Origin of the sequence: Homoserinimonas aerilata, assembly GCF_006716125.1 — a bacterium.
Taxonomy (GTDB): domain Bacteria; phylum Actinomycetota; class Actinomycetes; order Actinomycetales; family Microbacteriaceae; genus Homoserinimonas; species Homoserinimonas aerilata.
Window position 1 is genome coordinate 50,361 of the sequence record NZ_VFOM01000002.1, and the last position, 15,645, is coordinate 66,005.

The window sequence follows — 15,645 nt, forward strand, 5'->3', positions numbered from 1 at the left end:
CCCGTGTCGACTCTGCAGGATCCGGTCGAGAAGACAGTCGCGGGCCGACCCGGCGGCGTCTGGATACTCGACCTCGGCCGCGCCGTCCCCGCACTCGGCGCAGGGCTCGCCATAACCTTCATGCAGGATCACTCGGCCACGGTCGGCTCACTCGTCTTCGGCATCTTCGCGCTCGCCAGCGGCGTGGTGCTCGCTGCCTTCGGTGGGCGCGCACTGGCGCCGGGGGCCACGCGCACCGTCATCATCATCCAGGGCATCGTGACCGCGATGCTCGGTGGCGCGGGGATCACATTCGGCACCGGTGCGGGCGTGACGCCCGGCGGGCTGAGTGAGTTCCTGCTCCTGCTCACCGTGTTCGCCGCCATCACCGGATTCCTCGAACTGTATGCGGGTCTCCGCAGCCGAGACAGCGCCATCGGGCGCGACTGGCTCACCGTGGGCGGCTTCACCGCCATCGCAGCCCTCGTCTTCCTCATCATCCCGCCCGACCCCATCCTCGCGACAGGCCTGTTCGGTGCCTACGCCGTGCTCGTCGGCGTGTACCACGTCATCGCCGGCCTCTCGCTGCGCTGGGCACAGACCTCTACGAAGAAGGGCGAGGCGACGGCATGAGCGCACCCCGCAACACACAACCCAGCCGCAAAGACCGCATGCGGCCGCTCGAGTACCTGCTCATCGGCGGCGGCATCTCCGTGTTCTCGGGGCTCATCACCCTCATGGTGACCCGCGATATCGAGATCACCGCGATCGTCACCGGCATCATCTTCATCCTGAGCATGATGACGCTGGCGCTGCTGGCGCTCGCCATGAAGCCAGACTCCGCCGAGCTCGACGACATCGACGCGCAGAACAAGCAGGGCGGCGGAGCGCCGCACTGACCCGCGGGTGAGTGGATCGCCTGTCACGGGCATCCGTCGCCCACCTGACACTTCGCGACAGGCCCGCCACCTGCGCTGGTACAGATCTGTCGCGAAGTGTCAGGTGAACGGGGGCGGAGTGCGGGGCGACCTACGCCGTTGGCGGGGTCTTCAGGTAGTCGACGAGGCCGCTCGCGAGGCCCGTGTAGGTGGCAGGTGTGAGCGCGGCGAGACGTTCTTTCGCGGCCGCCCCGATGTCGAGCCCCTCGACGAACGCGAGCAGCTGGGCATGATCGACCCGGTTGCCACGGGTGAGCTCCTTGAGCAGCGCGTACGGGTCCTTGATCTGGCTGCGACCAGCCGTGACCTCGGCCCGCACGACCGTCTGGATGGCCTCCGCGAGCACCTCCCAGTTGCTGTCGAGGTCGGCGGCGAGCTTCGCCTCGTTGAGGTTGATCTCGGCGAGCCCGCGCTGGATGTTGTCGATCGCCAGCAGCGAGTGGCCGAAGGCGACGCCGATGTTGCGCTGCGTGGTCGAGTCGGTGAGGTCACGCTGCAGGCGAGAGGTGACGAGCGTCTGGGCGAGCGATTCGAGCAGGGCGCCGGCCAGTTCGAGGTTGGCCTCCGCGTTCTCGAAGCGGATCGGGTTGATCTTGTGCGGCATCGTCGAGGAGCCCGTGGCGCCCTTCACGGGTGTCTGCGTGAAGTAGCCCATCGAGATGTAGGTCCAGACATCCGTGCACAGATTGTGCAGGATGCGCCCCGCATGGTTGACCGCCTGGTACAGCTCTGCCTGCCAGTCGTGTGACTCGATCTGGGTGGTGAGCGGGTTCCAGACGAGACCGAGGCCGGTGACGAACTCCTCCGACAGTGCGGGCCAGTCCTGCCCAGGGTCGGCCACCTGGTGGGCGGCGAAGGTTCCCGTGGCGCCGCTGAACTTGCCCAGATATTCGACCCGGTCGATGCGGGCGAGCACGCGGCGCAGGCGGTGCACGAACACGGCCAGCTCCTTGCCCATGGTGGTCGGCGTCGCAGGCTGCCCGTGGGTGAGCGCCAGCATGGGGGTGTCGCGGTAGTCGAGCGCGCGCTGCTCGAGCGTGTCGATGAGGGTGCGGATGCGCGGAAGCCAGGTGTCGGCGACGGCGGCCCGCACCGTGAGCGCGTAGGAGAGGTTGTTCACGTCTTCGCTCGTGCAGGCGAAGTGCGTGAGCTCGGCGATGGAGTCGAGGCCGAGCCGGCTGAGCTGGGCCCGCACATAGTATTCGACGGCCTTCACGTCGTGGCGGGTGACGGCCTCTTCGCGGGCGAGCGCGTCGATGGCCTCCTGCCCGAAGTCGGTGACGACGGCTCGCAGCGCCGCCTTCTGCTCGTCGCTGAGCGGCGAGGAGCCGAAGAGCGAGCGGTCGGTGAGGAACACGAGCCACTCGACCTCGACCTGCACGCGGGCGCGGTTGAGGCCGGCCTCGGAGAGCTGCTCACCGAGGTCTGACACGGCGGCGCGGTAGCGCCCGTCGAGCGGGCTGAGGGGCTGGGGGGGAAGGGGGGTCATGACACTCCTCGCCGGATGGCCGGCTCGATCTGGCGGAACAGGGCCGCGCTTGCCTGGTGGATTGTGCGGCGCACTGTTTCGAACAGCGCCGCATCGGAGTAGTAGGGGTCGGGGATGTCCAGTTGCTGCTGCTCCGGGTCGAAGCTCAGCAGCAGTTGGACTTTGCTGCGGTCGGTCTCGGTGCTGGCCCAGTTCTTGAGGATGCGCTCCTGGCTGCGGTCGAAGGCGACGACGAGGTCGAGTTTGTCGAACCAGTCGGGGTCGAACTGACGGGCCCTGTGCCCGGTTCCGTCGAAGCCGCCGTCGGCGAGCGTCGCGATGGTGCGCTCGTCGGAGCGTTCGCCGACATGCCAGTCGCCGGTTCCGGCGGACATCACGGCGATGGACTTGCTGTGGCCCGCCTTGGCGACCATGTCGCGGAACATGACCTCCGCCATCGGCGAGCGGCAGATGTTGCCCGTGCAGACGAAGCAGATTCTGAAGAGCGCCGACTCATCGAGGGTGCGGTCGAAGCTCATTGCCCCATTCTCTCGCAGTTCGCAGCCCCGCGCTGTCCCCCGGTCTCCCCGGGTTCCTTCGATCGGGGGGCAAGGGCGGCCCGCTTCTCCTCAGTTGCGCTGCGATGCACGCGTTCTTCACAGATCGCTCCGCGACGAGGGGCTCGGATGCGCGGGGCCGCAAGCATGGAACTGCGACACGCGATGGGCGGCGTCGCCGGGGCAACACGTTCGATCGAGGAGGACTGTCAGGGTATGAGGGATCAGGTGATCGACCAGCTGCACGGGCTGCGGCGGGTGAGGTCTCGCTGTGCGGAGGCCCTTGCCCTTCTGCCACAGGAGGGCACCGGGGAGTGGAGCGGGCCGGCGCGCCTGGCCTTCGACCTGTCGCTGTCCAAGCTCCGCTGGGAGGCCGTGCGTGCGCTCGACGCCCTCGATGCCGCGATCGCGCACAGCTCGAGCGCGCTCCGCGGCACGGATTGGGGCAGCAGATGAGTGACGACCTCTCCGTCTCCGGCGGCGGGATGCACAGGGTCACCACTGCGGAGATCGGCGGCTACTCCGCTCAGCTTCGGCAGTTGTCGGAGGAGGTGGCGAGCTGTCGGATGCTGCTCGACCGGGTCGATCGCGTGGTCACGGGAGAGGACATCGTCATGGCGAACCTCCCGTATTCGGCGGCGCTCGCCGAGGGCGCCATCGACGAGGCACGCTTCTTTCTGGAGGCGCTGGTGATCGACGGGCAGATGCTCGCAGGCCTGCTCGACACCGCGGCATCCGGTTATGGCCTTGCTGAGGCGATGACCCAGTCGATGCTGCGGGAACTCGCCGGGAGGCAGGCCTACGGGCTGGGCGCGCTCATGTCATCCGTACCGGCGATCGGCGGGCTGTTCCTCCTCGGGGCCGGTGTCAGCGTCGCAGGTTTCGCCGCGCTGGCCGCGATCGACCAGGGCTCCCTGGTCGCGCGCTGGCTGGAGATGAACCGGGAGGTGCTCAACGATCCCCGCACCGTGGAGCTGGTGAGACTCGGGGTGATGAGCGTCGACGATTTCGGAGGCGGCCTGCTCGGCCTGCCCTCGGAGTTGGTCGCGTTCCTCGGCAGCGACCAGATCGCCGTGACCGGGCTCGCCGGCACGGCGACCGTGCTGACGGCGGGAGCCCGGGCGGTCGGTCTGCTCAGAGAGGGCCCCGTGGCGGCCACCCGCATGAGCAAGTCTCGGATCGACGCGACGGCGCCATCCGCGGTGCCCGCAGGTTTCGCCGACAGGGCGGCCCGCATCCCGCCGAGCCCTCAGCAGATTCGCATCGATCGCTACGAGGTCACGGGCGAGCCCGACCGCTTCGAGGTGTACATCGCGGGCACGAAGGACTTCTCACCCGTCACCGGAGAAGATCCGTGGGATCTGACGAGCAATCTGGGGCTCGTCTCCGGCAGCGAGCTCGCCGGCTCGACCCGCGCACTCGTACAGGCGATGGCCGACGCGGGCGTGACCGCGGAGACGCCCGTGATGCTGACCGGTCACTCGCAGGGCGCGATGCTCGCCATGGCGGTCGCGGGCTCGGGCGATTACGACGTGAGAGGCGTGCTCACCCTCGGTGGGCCGACCGGGCAGATGGACTCGCCCGATGTGCCCGTACTCAAGGTCGAACACGCGGGAGACCTCGTGATCGCCGCGGGCGGGCTCGAGAAGAGCACCACTGCCGTCATCGTCACCCGTGACCTCTTCGCCAACACCACCGTGCCGCTGGGCACGCTCCTGCCCTCCCATGATCTGTCGCGCTACCAGCAGACCGCCGCGCTCATCGATGGCAGTGGCGAAGCGCACGTGACCGCTGTGGGAAAGTCGTTCGACTCCTTCACCAGGGGCGCCGTGAGCGTCGAGACGAGCACCTGGCAGGCCCGTCGCATCAGCGAAGACGCGACGGCCACCCGCTGATGTGCGCGGTCACCGACGCCTGTGAAGCCGGGGTCAGGTTAGCGGCGGGCCGAGGAGCCCAACACCGGCCGCAGAACGATGGAGATCAGCCAGCTCAGGATGGCCAGCACCACGGCACCGAGAACACCCCACCAGAATCCGTCGACGACGAGGCCGAAGCCGAGCAGGCCGGTCAGCCAGGCCACCAGCATCAGCAGCAGCGCGTTGACGACGAGGGCGATCAGCCCGAGCGTCAGGATGTACAGCGGGAATGCGACGATGCGCACCAGATTGCCGATGAACCCGTTCACCACGCCGAAGACGAGAGCCACCAGCAGATAGGTGAGCACCACCGCCAGGGTGTCGCCAGGCGCGAACGGCACCACGCGCACACCGGCCACAAGGAGGGTCGTCAACCAGAGGGCGAGGGCATTGATCAGCAGGCGCACAAGAAAGCGGGACATGACCCCACTATCGCAGCCGACGCGGCGTCGATCAACGCTCGTGCGTAAAGTTGCATGGGTGACCACCGCAGAGAACCCGCCCGTGCGCATCCGCCCCGAGATCGCAGCGACACAGCCCTACCGACAAGGCAGGCAGGCCGCGCCGGATGCCTTCAAGCTGTCGTCGAACGAGAGCCCCTTCGCGCCGCACCCCGCCGTGACCGCCGCCATCGCCGAGGCCACGATCAATCGCTACCCGGATGCATCCGCTCAGGCACTGCGTGATGTGCTCGCCGCTCGCCATGGCGTCAGCAGCGACATGGTGCACGTGGGGGCCGGCTCCGTCTCGATCCTGTCGCAGCTCATCCAGGCCGTCGCAGGGCCCGGCGACGAGGTCATCTACTCGTGGCGCTCCTTCGAGGCCTACCCCGGGCTCGTCACCGTCGCCGGTGCGAACAGCGTTCAGGTGCCGAGTCTGACCGACCACCGGCACGACCTGCCCGCCATGGCCGCCGCCGTCACCGAGCGCACGCGCGCCATCATCGTCTGCTCCCCCAACAACCCGACCGGGACGATCGTCACAGAAGACGAGTTCACCGCATTCATGGCCGAGGTGCCCCGCAGCGTGCTCGTCATGTTCGACGAGGCCTACATCGAGTTCGCGGGGCCGGATGCGGCGCGCGGTCCTGCTCTGCTGGCCGAGCATCCGAATCTCGTCGTACTCAAGACCTTCTCCAAGGCGTACGGGCTCGCCGGCCTGCGCATCGGCTACGGCCTCGGTGCCCCATACATTCTCGACGCCGCGCGCGCCACCGCCATCCCGCTCTCCGTCACGGAGCAGGGCCAGCGGGCCGCGCTCGCCGCGCTCGCCCACGAGGACGACTACCGGCAGCAACTCGACGAGATCATCGCCAGGCGCGAACAGATCACGGATGCGCTCATCGCGCAGGGCTGGAAGGTGCCGCGCTCACACGGCAACTTCGTCTGGCTCCCGACAGGAGATTTCACGACCGCAGCAGCAGAGCTCTTCATGGAACGCGGCATCGTCGCCCGGGCGCTCGGGGAGGGCATCCGGATCTCCATCGGAGAGGCAGAATCTGTCGATACACTCCTAAAGGCTGCGGCAGAGGTTGTCGCCAAGCTACCGTCAGCCGCCCAGTAGGCCCGGTTAGATTGGAAAGTCGGCGATGCCGGATGCGACCCCTCGGGGGCGCAGCACGCCCGGTGAACCCGCCGCGGCGGCAGGACCAACGACCCGAAGGACAGCGGAGGTCACCCCTGTGACAGATAGCCCGACGACCGTACAGTTGCTCGACGCCAACGGCGTGCTCTCCACGGAAGGCGTCGCCGCCGACTACCTGAAGTATGTCGACGCGCTCAGCGATGACCAGCTCAGGACGTTCCACCGCGACATGGTCGTGGTGCGCCGCTTCGACCGCGAGGCGACCAATCTGCAGAAGCAGGGCGAGATGGGTCTGTGGGTCCCGAGCGTCGGCCAGGAGGCGGCTCAGGTCGGCTCGGCCTACGCGACCCGCGCACAGGACCACATCTTTCCCGCCTACCGTGAGCACGCCGTCGGCATGATCCGCGGCCTCGACCTGATCCACATCATCGAGTTGCTGCGCGGCAACACGCACGGCGGCTGGAACCCCGCGGAGACCGGCAACTTCCACCTGTACACCCTCGTCATCGGCTCGCACACGCTGCACGCGACCGGCTATGCCATGGGCATCCAGCTCGATGGGCGCGCCGGCACGGGCAACCCCTCCTCCGACGAGGCCGTCGTCGTCTACTTCGGCGACGGCGCCACCTCGCAGGGTGACGTCAGCGAGGCCTTCGTCTTCGCGGCCAGCTACCAGACCCCGCAGGTGTTCTTCCTGCAGAACAACCACTGGGCGATCTCGGTCCCCGTCGAGGTCCAGTCGCGCACGCCGCTCTACCTGCGCTCGGAGGGCTTCGGCATCCCCAGCGTTCAGATCGACGGCAACGACGTGCTCGCCAGTTTCGCCGTCACCGCCAAGCTCCTCGACGACGCCCGCGCCGGCCGCGGGCCGCAGCTCGTCGAAGCACTCACGTACCGCATCGGAGCGCACACCTCCTCCGACGACCCCACCAAGTACCGCAGCGATGAAGAGCTGCAGTCGTGGGTGGCCCGTGATCCGATTGCACGTTTCGAGGCATACCTGCGCTCGCGCGGGGAGTCCCAGCAGTTCTTCGACGATGTCGCGACCGAGGCGGAGGACTTCGCCGCGGACATTCGCCGCCGCACGCTCGAGCTCGCAAAGCCCTCCACCGACAAGATCTTCGACCACGTCTACTCGGAGGAGCATCCGGTGATCACGGAGCAGAAGAGATGGCTGGCCGACTACGAGGCATCGTTCGGAGGCGGCGCATGAGCGGGCAGTTCGAGGAGATGCCCCTCGCGAAGGCCCTCAACGCGGGCCTGCGCAAGGCGATGGAGGATGACAAGAAGGTCATCCTCATGGGCGAGGACATCGGCCCGCTCGGCGGCGTGTTCCGCGTCACCGAGCACCTGCAGCGCGACTTCGGCAAGCAGCGCGTAATGGACACCCCCCTCGCAGAGTCCGGCATCATCGGCACCGCGATCGGCCTGGCCATGCGCGGCTACCGCCCCGTCTGCGAGATCCAGTTCGACGGCTTCATCTTTCCCGGCTTCGACCAGATCACGACGCAGCTGGCGAAGATGACCAACCGGCATGAGGGGCAGGTGCGGATGCCTGTGGTCATCCGGGTTCCCTACGGCGGTCACATCGGCGCGGTCGAGCACCACCAGGAGAGCCCTGAGGCGTACTTCGCGCACACCCCCGGTCTGCGCCTGGTGAGCCCCAGCACGCCGCACGACGCCTACTGGATGATCCAGGAGGCCGTCGCCTCGAACGACCCGGTCATGTTCTTCGAGCCGAAGAGCCGCTACTGGCACAAGGGCCCCGTCGATCTCTCCGGCAACGGCGCAGAGCTGCACGCCACCAAGGTCGTGCGCACCGGTGACGACGTGACCGTGCTCGGGCACGGCGCCATGGTGAACGTGCTGATGCAGGCGGCCGAGATCGCCGCCGGCGAAGGACGCAGCGTCGAGGTCATCGACCTGCGCTCACTGTCGCCGGTTGACTACGACCCCATCGTCGAGTCGGTGCGCAAGACCGGTCGTCTCGTGATCGCTTCGGAGGCTCCCGGTTTCGTCGGCATCCCCTCCGAGATCGCGGCGACCGTCACCGAGCGTGCCTTCTACTCACTCGAGGCGCCCGTTCTGCGGGTTTCGAGCTTTGATGCGCCGTTCCCTCCTGCGAAGCTGGAGACGACGTACCTCCCCGACGCCGACCGCGTGCTCGAGGCGGTCGACAGGGCTCTCGCGTACTGACGCGGGCCACAACAGACAAGGACACAGCATGAGCGCATCCGAATTCCTGCTGCCGGACGTCGGCGAGGGGCTCACCGAGGCCGAGATCGTGTCGTGGAAGGTCAAGGCGGGCGACCAGGTCACCGTCAACCAGACCCTCGTCGAGATCGAGACGGCCAAGTCGATCGTCGAACTGCCGTCGCCGTTCACGGGTGTCGTCACCGCCGTGCTCGTCGAGGAGGGCGCGACGGTCGACGTCGGCACCCCCATCATCTCCGTCTCCACGGGTGCCGAGCCGGTGGATGCTCCCGCGCCGGCCCGCGGGCCCGCCGACGATGTGGTCGCCGACACGGCAGACACCATCTCCCCCGAAGATCAGGGGCCGGATGCCACGAAGGCCGACGACAAGCCGGGCGCGGTTCTCGTCGGCTACGGACTGAAGGGGCAGGTGGCCTCGCGCCGAGGCGCCCGGGCCGCCGCCATGCCGACCATCGACCCTGCCGGGCTTCGCCTCGATCGCGTGCCCGCGGCATCCGCATCGTCTGTCATCGCGAAGCCGCCGATCCGCAAGCTTGCGAAGGACCTCGGCGTCGACCTGAGCCAGGTGAACCCGAGCGGTCTCGCGGGCGAGATCCTGCGCGAGGACGTCGTTCGGGGGGCCTCGCAGGCGAGCGTGTTCCGCAACATCGAGACGCCGGCGTGGGGCGTCGATCGTGAGGAGTACATCCCGGTCAAGGGAGTGCGCAAGGCGATCGCGACGGGCATGGTCAAGAGCGCCTTCACGGCACCACACGTGGGTGTCTTCGTCGACGTGGATGCGACGCGCACGATGGAGTTCGTGAAGCGGCTGAAGAACTCGACCGACTTCGCGGGCGTGAAGGTCTCGCCGATGCTCGTCATGGCGAAGGCCATGATCTGGGCGGTGCGGCGCAACCCCACCGTGAACTCCACGTGGACGGATGAGCAGATCGTCGTGCACCACTACGTGAACTTCGGCTTCGCCGCGGCGACACCGCGCGGGCTCGTCGTGCCGAACATCAAGGATGCGCAGGAGTTGTCGCTGCGCGAACTCGCGCAGGCGATCGAGCAGATGACGAACGTTGCGCGCGACGGCAAACTGCAGCCGGCCGACATGTCGAACGGCACCATCACGGTCACCAACATCGGCGTCTTCGGGATGGACACGGGAACCCCCATCCTGAACCCCGGCGAGGTCGGCATCGTCGCGCTCGGCACGATCAAGCAGAAGCCGTGGGTGGTCGACGGTGAGGTTCGGCCGCGATTCGTGACGACGCTGGGCGCGAGCTTCGACCACCGCGTGGTCGACGGCGATGTCGCCAGCCGCTTCCTGGCCGATGTTGCGAGCATCATCGAGGAGCCGGCGCTGTTGCTCGACTGAGTGGGATGTGCGCGAGTGGCCATTTTGACAATGGTTATCAATAGCGTTTAGGGTTGTGATCCGGGCCGAACGCGCCCGAATCCCTGAACTAGAACAGGTCACTCCGTGACGAAACAGCACCGCTCCCTTTCAATCCTCGCGCTCGTCTCCGCGGCCGCACTCGCCCTCACCGGCTGCGCGGCATCCGCCGAACCCGACGACGGCAGGCTCAGCATCGTCGCCTCCACGAACGTCTACGGCGACATCGCCTCCGCCGTGGCCGGCGATCTGGCAAGCGTGACGAGCATCATCGACAGCGCCGCGCAGGACCCGCACAGCTACGAGGCGACAGTGCAGGACCAGCTCGCCCTCTCGCGTGCCGACATCGTCATCGAGAACGGCGGAGGCTACGACCCCTTCGTCGACACCATGCTCTCGTCGGTCGACAGCAGCGGAATCGTCGTGATCTCGGCATCCGAGGTCTCCGGCCTGATGCCCGGTGCTGAGGACAACCACGCGGAGGACGACCACGCCGCGGATGACCACGATCATGCCGACGACGCGCATGCCGACGATCACGCCGGCCACGATCACGTCGCGGGCTTCAACGAGCACGTCTGGTACAGCTTCGAGGCCATGGACCGGCTTGCCCACGAACTCGCGCATGAGCTCGGCGCGCTCGACGCCGCAAACGCGGCAGCCTACGAGACGAACTACGAGTCGTTCTCGGCGCAGTTGCAGTCGCTCACGGACGAGGCCGAGGCGCTCCATTCGCAGCACGCGGGTGAGGGCGTCGCGATCACCGAGCCCGTGCCGCTGTACCTGTTCGAGGCGATCGGCCTCGTCAATCACACTCCGGATGCCTTCAGCGAGGCCGTCGAGGAGGGCAGCGAGGTCTCCCCCAGCGTGCTCCTGGCGACCATCGCGGAGGTCGAGGGCGGCGAGGTGAGGCTGCTCGCCTACAACGAGCAGACCGCGGGCGCCGAGACCGAGAGGCTTCTGGATGCCGCCACGCAGGCCGGCATCGCGGTGATCGCCCTCACGGAGACACTGCCGGAGGGATCCGGTTACATCGACTGGATGAGCGACAATCTCGCGGCCATCGCGGGGGCACTCGCCTGAGCGACCGGACTATCGTTGAGGGTCGCCGGAATGCCGGCGGCCCTCACCCGTTGAAGATGAAGACAATGAGCGAAACGACAGGCGAACACGCCTCCGCACCCTTGGCCGCGACGGCCGACCCTGTGCTGCGGATGCGATCGGCGACCCTGAGGTTCGGCGATCGGGTGCTCTGGAACAGGCTCAACCTCGATGTCAGGCCCGGCGAGTTCATCGCCGTCCTCGGCCCCAACGGCACCGGAAAGACGAGCCTGCTCAAGGCCATCCTCGGCCAACAGTCGCTCAGCTCCGGCACCTTGGAACTCCTCGGCCGGCCGGTGGGACGCGGCAGCCGCCAGATCGGCTACATCCCGCAGCAGAAGCTCATCGAGCAGGGCACCCCGTTGCGCGCCCGCGACCTCGTCACGCTCGGCATCACCGGCCACCGTTGGGGGCTTCCCGTCTCCTCCCCCGCCGTGCGCCGTCGCGTCGACGAGGTGCTCGAGAGTGTCGGCGCCACCTCTTTCGCGGGTGCGCCCGTCGCGAGCCTCTCCGGCGGTGAGCAGCAGCGCATCCGTGTCGGCCAGGCCATCGCCGACAGCCCGAAGCTGCTGCTCTGTGACGAGCCGCTCATCTCGCTCGACCTCAACCATCAGCATGTCGTGAGCGAACTCATCGACGAACGGCGCAAGGCCCTGCGCACGGCCGTGCTCTTCGTCACGCACGATGTGAACCCCATCCTCGACAAGGTCGACCGGGTGCTCTATCTGGCGGGCGGCAACTTCAGGATCGGCACGCCGGAGGAGGTGCTGCGCTCCGAGGTGCTGTCGTACATGTACGGCACGCCCGTCGAGGTCATCCGCACCCGCGGCCGCGTCGCCGTGCTGGGCGCCCCCGAGGGCTACGGGGTGCACGATCACCTTGAGCACCACGTCGACGACGGGTGGCACCGATGATGGCGCAGCTCAGCGACGTCATGACGGCGCTCTTCGACTTCACCGACTACGGCGATCTGCTGTACCTGGTGCGCAACTCGCTCATCGCGGGCGCCATCCTCGGCATCGTCGGCGGCCTCATCGGCCCCTTCGTCATGAGCCGCGATCTGGCCTTCGCGGTGCACGGCATCAGCGAGCTGTCGTTCGCGGGGGCCGCCGCGGCCCTACTCCTGGGTGTGAATGTCGTCGCCGGCTCGATCGGTGGCTCGCTCATCGCCGCGGTGCTCATCGGGCTGCTCGGCACGCGCGCCCGCGAACGCAACTCCATCATCGGCGTTCTGATGCCCTTCGGCCTGGGTCTCGGCATCCTGTTCCTCTCCCTCTATGAGGGGCGCACGGCCAACAAGTTCGGCCTGCTCACGGGACAGATCGTCTCGGTCGACAACCCGCAACTGGTGCTCATGCTCGTGATCTCGGCGATCGTGGTCACCGGTCTGCTCGTGATCTGGCGCCCGCTCATCTTCGCGAGCGTCGACCCGGATGTCGCGCGCGCCAGGGCGGTACCCGTCACGGGCCTCTCCATGGCATTCATGGTGCTGCTGGGTCTCGCGACGGCCATCAGCATCCAGATTGTCGGCGCACTTCTCGTGATGGCGCTGCTCGTCACGCCCGCGGCCGCGGCCATGCGCGTGACCTCCTCGCCCGTGAAGACGCCGCTGCTGAGCGTGCTGTTCGCCGTCGTCTCCGTCGTGGGCGGCATCATGCTGTCGCTCGGCGGGGCGCTGCCGATCAGCCCGTTCGTCACAACCATCTCGTTCCTCATCTACATCGTGTGCCGTGTGATCGGCTGGTACCGTGAGCGCAACGGACTGGATGCGAGGAGACAGGCGGCGTCGAGCCCCCAGGTGATGCTGTGATGAGTGCGGATGTGAAGAAGCGGAACACGTGGCAGCGCGAGGCCGTGCGCGAGGCGCTCGCCCGCAACGACGGTTTCGTCAGTGCGCAGACCCTGTTCTCGTCGCTGCGCGACGGCGGCAGCACGATCGGCCTCGCGACGGTGTACCGCGCGCTCGCCGACCTGGCTTCGGGCGGCGAGGCCGACACGCTGCAGCAGGAGGGCGAGAGCCTGTTCCGGGCGTGCTCGCTGAGCGGCCACCACCACCACCTGATCTGTCGCAACTGCGGAACCACGGTCGAGATCCAGGCGGATGCTGTGGAGCGGTGGGCGCACGAGGTCGCGGCCGAGCACGGTTTCACCCGGGCGGAGCACGTCGTCGACGTCTTCGGGCTGTGCGCGGCCTGCTCTGCGCAGCTCCCAGCTTGAGAAACAGGCAGACAGCCCGTACTATTTACAGGTTGGGCGTTCTGCCCACATGTGCGCACAATCATCCACTGGCAATATCCGGGTGAGTGGTGCGCGCCGACAAGAGATCTTGGGTAGGGCAGACCGCCCTACGGTATCGAGAAGAGGGTGACCATGGCAGCAACCTGCCAGGTGACCGGAGCCATTCCCGGCTTCGGACACAACATTTCACATTCGCACCGCCGCACGAAGCGCCGCTTCGACCCGAACGTGCAGAAGAAGACCTACTACGTGCCGTCGCTTCGCCGCAACGTCACGCTGCAGCTGAGCGCCAAGGGCATCAAGGTCATTGACGCCCGTGGCATCGAGTCGGTCGTCAAGGACCTGCTCGCACGTGGGGAGAAGATCTAGTGGCCAAGGCACAGGACGTTCGTCCGATCATCAAGCTCCGCTCCACCGCGGGCACCGGGTACACCTACGTGACCCGCAAGAACCGCCGCAACAACCCTGACCGCCTCGTGCTGAAGAAGTATGACCCCGTCATCCGCCAGCACGTCGAATTCCGCGAGGAGCGCTAACCATGGCGAAGAAGAGCATGATTGCCAAGAACGAGCAGCGCAAGGTCATCGTGGCGCGTTACGCCGCGAAGCGCCTTGAGCTGAAGAAGGCGCTCGTCGACCCCGCCTCGACGGACGAGCAGCGCGAGGCCGCCCGCCTGGGCCTGCAGAAGCTTCCCCGCAACGCATCGCCGGTCCGCGTTCGCGGCCGCGACTCGATCGATGGGCGCCCCCGCGGCTTCCTCAGCGAGTTCGGTGTTTCGCGTGTTCGCTTCCGCGACATGGCTCACCGGGGCGAATTGCCCGGAATTACCAAGTCAAGCTGGTAAATTCGAGCTAAATGTGAGGCTGACTACTGCTAGCCTCCATACGTTCAACTGCCAACCGATCGACATTCCGGGTCATTCTCACGAATGGTCAGGTTTGAACTGCAGAGCATAACGTCCGAGGAGGACTTCACATGGCTGACAAGTCACTAAACCGTACCGAGCTCGTCGCGGCTGTTGCCGCAGCATCCGGCCAGAGCCAGGCTGCTGTCAACTCGACGCTCGACGCGTTCTTCAACACCGTTGCGACCGAGGTCGGCAAGGGCACGAAGATCTCCATCCCCGGATGGCTTTCGTTCGAGCGCACCTTCCGTGCCGCTCGTGCCGGCCGCAACCCCTCCACCGGTGAGGCCATCGAGATCAAGGCCGGCCACAGTGTCAAGGTCAGCGCCGGCAGCAAGCTGAAGGCAGCCGCGAAGTAGTATTCGCTTCACGCACCGCAAGGGGCGCCACCCGTCAGGGGTGGCGCCCCTTCGCGTTTCACGGACGCGTCAGTGATGGCAGGGTGAGGATCTCGGCGCCGTCGTCGGTGATGGCGATCGTGTGCTCGCTGTGAGCTGTGCGGCATCCGGTCACGCTCCGAAGCGTCCACCCGTCGGCATCGGTCACGAGTTCGTCGGTGTCGGCCATCACCCAGGGCTCCAGGGCGAGCAGCAGCCCCGGGCGCAGCTGGTATCCGCGGCCGGGCCGGCCGGTGTTCGAGACGTGCGGGTCCTGGTGCATCGTCGCTCCGATGCCGTGACCCCCGAACTCGACGTTGATCGGGTAGCCCGCCTCGCTGAGCACCGAGCCGATGGCGTGTGAGATGTCGCCGATGCGGGCCCCGGGCGCGGCGGCGGCGATTCCCGCGCTCAGTGCGCGCTCGGTCGCGCCGATCATCGCCAGGCTCTCCGCAGGCTGTGAGGCGCCGACGACGAAGCTGATGGCGGAGTCGGCGGCGATTCCGTCGAGGAGTACGGCGAGATCCAGCGTCAGCAGGTCTCCGTCGGCGAGCGTGTAGTCGTGCGGTAGGCCGTGGAGCACAGCGTCATTGACGGCCGTGCAGATGTAGTGGCCGAACGGCCCGCGCCCGAAGGAGGGCGCATAGTCGACGTAGCAGGACACGGCGCCAGCGTCGATGATCATGGCCTTGGCCCAGCGGTCGATGTCCAGAAGGTTCGTGCCGACCGTGATGCGACCCTTCAGCGTGTGCAGGATGTCTGCGACCAAGGTGCCTGTCGCGCGGGCGCGCACCAACTCGGCGGGGTTGAGGATCTCGATCATGCGGCGCCCTTCAGTGAAGCAATCGTCATCCGGGCATCAGTGTGCCGCCGCGGATCTACAGTCTGAGCCCCCACACACAACGGCGGCTGGTCTCAAGCGTATAAGGGCAGCGTGGCGAGCCCGGCACGCAACCACTGAAAGCCATCAGCGACCGCGCGGGCGCACAGC

General features: G+C 67.4%; 20 protein-coding genes. 16 read left to right on the plus strand and 4 right to left on the minus strand.

What is annotated here, in order from left to right:
- The first annotated feature begins 3 nt into the window (after positions 1 to 3).
- Complete coding sequence (locus tag FB562_RS10350; RefSeq protein ID WP_141881231.1) at positions 4 to 612, plus strand: hypothetical protein; 609 nt, start codon at positions 4 to 6, stop codon at positions 610 to 612.
- Positions 609 to 878 carry a hypothetical protein gene (locus tag FB562_RS10355; RefSeq protein WP_141881232.1) on the plus strand — a complete coding sequence of 90 codons (270 nt, stop codon included), beginning with the start codon at positions 609 to 611 and terminating at the stop codon, positions 876 to 878. The genes FB562_RS10350 and FB562_RS10355 overlap by 4 nt, the downstream gene beginning before the upstream one ends.
- A gap of 130 nt (positions 879 to 1,008) precedes the next feature.
- Here the strand turns inward: FB562_RS10355 and purB are convergent, their stop codons facing one another.
- Together purB and FB562_RS10365 are read right to left on the minus strand one after the other, a co-directional pair.
- Entirely contained in the window at positions 1,009 to 2,406 is a 1,398-nt protein-coding gene (gene purB / locus FB562_RS10360; RefSeq protein ID WP_141881233.1) for an adenylosuccinate lyase, read from the minus strand.
- Positions 2,403 to 2,924, minus strand: coding sequence for a low molecular weight protein-tyrosine-phosphatase (locus FB562_RS10365; RefSeq protein ID WP_141881234.1), 522 nt, complete (start codon positions 2,922 to 2,924; stop codon positions 2,403 to 2,405). The genes purB and FB562_RS10365 overlap by 4 nt, the downstream gene beginning before the upstream one ends.
- 147 nt (positions 2,925 to 3,071) lie before the next feature.
- On the opposite strand from FB562_RS10365, the gene FB562_RS10370 reads away from it, so the two are divergent.
- Both FB562_RS10370 and FB562_RS10375 read left to right on the plus strand, forming a co-directional pair.
- The gene (locus tag FB562_RS10370; RefSeq protein ID WP_141881235.1) at positions 3,072 to 3,398 is read left to right on the plus strand and encodes a hypothetical protein; all 327 of its coding nucleotides are present in this window, start codon (positions 3,072 to 3,074) and stop codon (positions 3,396 to 3,398) included.
- Entirely contained in the window at positions 3,395 to 4,837 is a 1,443-nt protein-coding gene (locus FB562_RS10375; RefSeq protein WP_141881236.1) for a hypothetical protein, read from the plus strand. The genes FB562_RS10370 and FB562_RS10375 overlap by 4 nt, the downstream gene beginning before the upstream one ends.
- A 38-nt stretch (positions 4,838 to 4,875) precedes the next feature.
- Here FB562_RS10375 and FB562_RS10380 read toward each other — a convergent pair whose 3' ends face one another.
- Positions 4,876 to 5,280, minus strand: coding sequence for a phage holin family protein (locus FB562_RS10380; protein WP_141881237.1), 405 nt, complete (start codon positions 5,278 to 5,280; stop codon positions 4,876 to 4,878).
- A gap of 58 nt (positions 5,281 to 5,338) precedes the next feature.
- Here FB562_RS10380 and FB562_RS10385 point away from each other — a divergent pair, with 58 nt between their 5' ends.
- From FB562_RS10385 to FB562_RS10440, 12 genes are all read left to right on the plus strand, one after another.
- Positions 5,339 to 6,421, plus strand: coding sequence for a histidinol-phosphate transaminase (locus FB562_RS10385; RefSeq protein ID WP_246081457.1), 1,083 nt, complete (start codon positions 5,339 to 5,341; stop codon positions 6,419 to 6,421).
- 118 nt (positions 6,422 to 6,539) lie between these two features.
- Positions 6,540 to 7,655 (plus strand): thiamine pyrophosphate-dependent dehydrogenase E1 component subunit alpha, encoded by a 1,116-nt coding sequence (locus FB562_RS10390; protein ID WP_246081458.1) that lies wholly within the window; start codon positions 6,540 to 6,542, stop codon positions 7,653 to 7,655.
- Entirely contained in the window at positions 7,652 to 8,638 is a 987-nt protein-coding gene (locus tag FB562_RS10395) for an alpha-ketoacid dehydrogenase subunit beta (RefSeq protein ID WP_141881240.1), read from the plus strand. The genes FB562_RS10390 and FB562_RS10395 overlap by 4 nt, the downstream gene beginning before the upstream one ends.
- A gap of 28 nt (positions 8,639 to 8,666) precedes the next feature.
- Positions 8,667 to 10,016, plus strand: coding sequence for a dihydrolipoamide acetyltransferase family protein (locus FB562_RS10400; protein ID WP_141881241.1), 1,350 nt, complete (start codon positions 8,667 to 8,669; stop codon positions 10,014 to 10,016).
- A 105-nt stretch (positions 10,017 to 10,121) separates the two neighbouring features.
- The gene (locus FB562_RS10405) at positions 10,122 to 11,117 is read left to right on the plus strand and encodes a metal ABC transporter solute-binding protein, Zn/Mn family (RefSeq protein ID WP_141881242.1); all 996 of its coding nucleotides are present in this window, start codon (positions 10,122 to 10,124) and stop codon (positions 11,115 to 11,117) included.
- 65 nt (positions 11,118 to 11,182) lie between these two features.
- Positions 11,183 to 12,049: a metal ABC transporter ATP-binding protein gene (locus FB562_RS10410; protein WP_141881243.1), complete on the plus strand. Its 867-nt coding sequence runs from the start codon at positions 11,183 to 11,185 to the stop codon at positions 12,047 to 12,049.
- Complete coding sequence (locus tag FB562_RS10415; RefSeq protein ID WP_141881244.1) at positions 12,049 to 12,945, plus strand: metal ABC transporter permease; 897 nt, start codon at positions 12,049 to 12,051, stop codon at positions 12,943 to 12,945. The genes FB562_RS10410 and FB562_RS10415 overlap by 1 nt, the downstream gene beginning before the upstream one ends.
- 11 nt (positions 12,946 to 12,956) lie before the next feature.
- On the plus strand, positions 12,957 to 13,352 hold the full coding sequence (locus tag FB562_RS10420) for a Fur family transcriptional regulator (RefSeq protein WP_141881245.1): 396 nt from the start codon (positions 12,957 to 12,959) through the stop codon (positions 13,350 to 13,352).
- Positions 13,353 to 13,505: 153 nt separating this feature from the next.
- Positions 13,506 to 13,742: a 50S ribosomal protein L28 gene (rpmB, locus tag FB562_RS10425; RefSeq protein WP_141881246.1), complete on the plus strand. Its 237-nt coding sequence runs from the start codon at positions 13,506 to 13,508 to the stop codon at positions 13,740 to 13,742.
- The gene (rpmG, locus tag FB562_RS10430) at positions 13,742 to 13,909 is read left to right on the plus strand and encodes a 50S ribosomal protein L33 (RefSeq protein WP_141881247.1); all 168 of its coding nucleotides are present in this window, start codon (positions 13,742 to 13,744) and stop codon (positions 13,907 to 13,909) included. The genes rpmB and rpmG overlap by 1 nt, the downstream gene beginning before the upstream one ends.
- Before the next feature lie 2 nt (positions 13,910 to 13,911).
- Positions 13,912 to 14,217, plus strand: coding sequence for a 30S ribosomal protein S14 (rpsN, locus tag FB562_RS10435; protein ID WP_141881248.1), 306 nt, complete (start codon positions 13,912 to 13,914; stop codon positions 14,215 to 14,217).
- Between the two features lie 131 nt (positions 14,218 to 14,348).
- On the plus strand, positions 14,349 to 14,636 hold the full coding sequence (locus FB562_RS10440) for an HU family DNA-binding protein (RefSeq protein WP_141881249.1): 288 nt from the start codon (positions 14,349 to 14,351) through the stop codon (positions 14,634 to 14,636).
- A 58-nt stretch (positions 14,637 to 14,694) separates the two neighbouring features.
- On the opposite strand, the gene map is transcribed toward FB562_RS10440, so the two are convergent.
- Positions 14,695 to 15,477 (minus strand): type I methionyl aminopeptidase, encoded by a 783-nt coding sequence (gene map / locus FB562_RS10445; RefSeq protein ID WP_141881250.1) that lies wholly within the window; start codon positions 15,475 to 15,477, stop codon positions 14,695 to 14,697.
- Between the last annotated feature and the right edge of the window lie 168 nt (positions 15,478 to 15,645).